Genomic DNA, 1690 nt, shown 5'->3' on the forward strand with positions numbered 1-1690 from the left:
CTTCACGGTTGACGCCAACGGCCAGGTGACCGTTGACAATGCGAACGGCAACACCGTCACGGTGGATGCCAACGGTGCCCTCGTCGTCACCGACCAGGACGCTCCGCAGAACGTGACCGTCTCGAAGGTCGACCTGGGCAGCAACGAGCTTGCGGGCGCATCGATCGACATCCTCGACGCGAACGGCACCGCCGTCGAGTCGTGGACGTCGACCACGACGCCGCACCAGTTCCAGCTCAAGCCTGGCACCTACACCTTTCACGAGTCGGCCGCTCCGGCAGGTTTTGAAGCTGTGACCGACATCACCTTCACCGTCGACCACGCAGGCAAGGTGGTCGTGACGAACGCCAACGGCAACACCGTCACGGTGGATGCCAACGGTGCCCTCGTCGTCACCGACCAGCCGACGCCTCCCTCGGAGGTTCCGGTGACGGTCTCGAAGGTTGACCTCGGTGGCACGGAACTCCCGGGTGCCTCGATTGAGATTCGCGACGCGAGCGGTACCGCCGTTGAGTCCTGGACCTCGACGACCACCCCGCAGGAGGTCACCCTCCTCCCGGGTACCTACACCTTCCACGAGGCTGTGGCCCCGGACGGCTACCTCGCCGTGACCGACATCACCTTCACGGTTGACGCCAACGGCCAGGTGACCGTTGACAATGCGAACGGCAACACTGTCACGGTGGATGCCAACGGTGCCCTCGTCGTCACCGACCAGGATGCTCCGCAGAACGTGAACATCTCGAAGGTTGACATCGGCGGTAAGGCGCTTTCTGGCGCCACCATCGAGATCAAGGACGAGGCTGGCGCGACGGTCCACACCTGGACTTCGGGCACGGCCCCGCGCATGATCTCGGTCACGCCGGGCACGTACACCTTCCACGAGGTCTCGGCTCCGGCCGGCTTCGCCACTGTCACGGACATCACCTTCACGGTGGACCACGCGGGCAAGGTGGTCGTGACGAACGCCAACGGCAACAGCGTCACGGTGAACGCCAACGGTGCACTCGTTGTCACCGACCAGTTCGCCCCGCACACGATCAACGTGTCGAAGGTCGACCTGAACGGTACCGAGCTTCCGGGCGCATCGATCGAGATCAAGGACATCAACGGCACCGTCGTTGAGTCGTGGACCTCGGCCACTACGCCGAAGCAGATCTCGCTCGTCCCGGGCGACTACACCTTCCATGAGGTTGCCGCTCCGGCTCGCTACGTTGCCGTCACCGACATCACCTTCAACATCGACATCAACGGTGTCGTCACGGTGAAGGATGCTGCCGGGAACACGGTGACCGCGAACGGTGAAACCCTCAAGGTGACCGACCAGGCTGAGAAGCCGAACGAGTTCCCGATCGCGATCTCGAAGGTCAACCTCGGTGGCGAGGAGCTTCCGGGCGCATCCATCGAGATCTACAAGGACGGCCAGCTCGTCTCCTCGTGGACCTCGGGTGTTGCTCCGCACCAGCTCATGCTCACTGCGGGTGACTACACCTTCCGCGAGACGGCTGCTCCGGCTGGCTACCTTGCCGTGACTGACATCACCTTCTCGGTGGATGCTGCAGGCAACGTCACTGTCACCGGTGCCAACGGCAACACGGTCTCGGCGAACGCTGGCACGCTCACCGTCACCGACCAGGACGCTCCGCAGAACGTGAAGATCTCGAAGGTCGACATTGGTGGAAACGAGCTG

At 63.5% G+C, this 1690-nt stretch carries 1 protein-coding gene; it reads left to right on the forward strand.

All coding sequences use genetic code 11. The features are described from left to right. The coding region (locus tag ZAL01S_RS09615) for an MSCRAMM family protein (RefSeq protein WP_280465135.1) at positions 1-1690 on the forward strand (1690 nt) is incomplete at both ends.

The sequence above is a fragment of the [Zimmermannella] alba NBRC 15616 genome (assembly GCF_001570905.1).
Lineage (GTDB): Bacteria > Actinomycetota > Actinomycetes > Actinomycetales > Microbacteriaceae > Pseudoclavibacter > Pseudoclavibacter albus.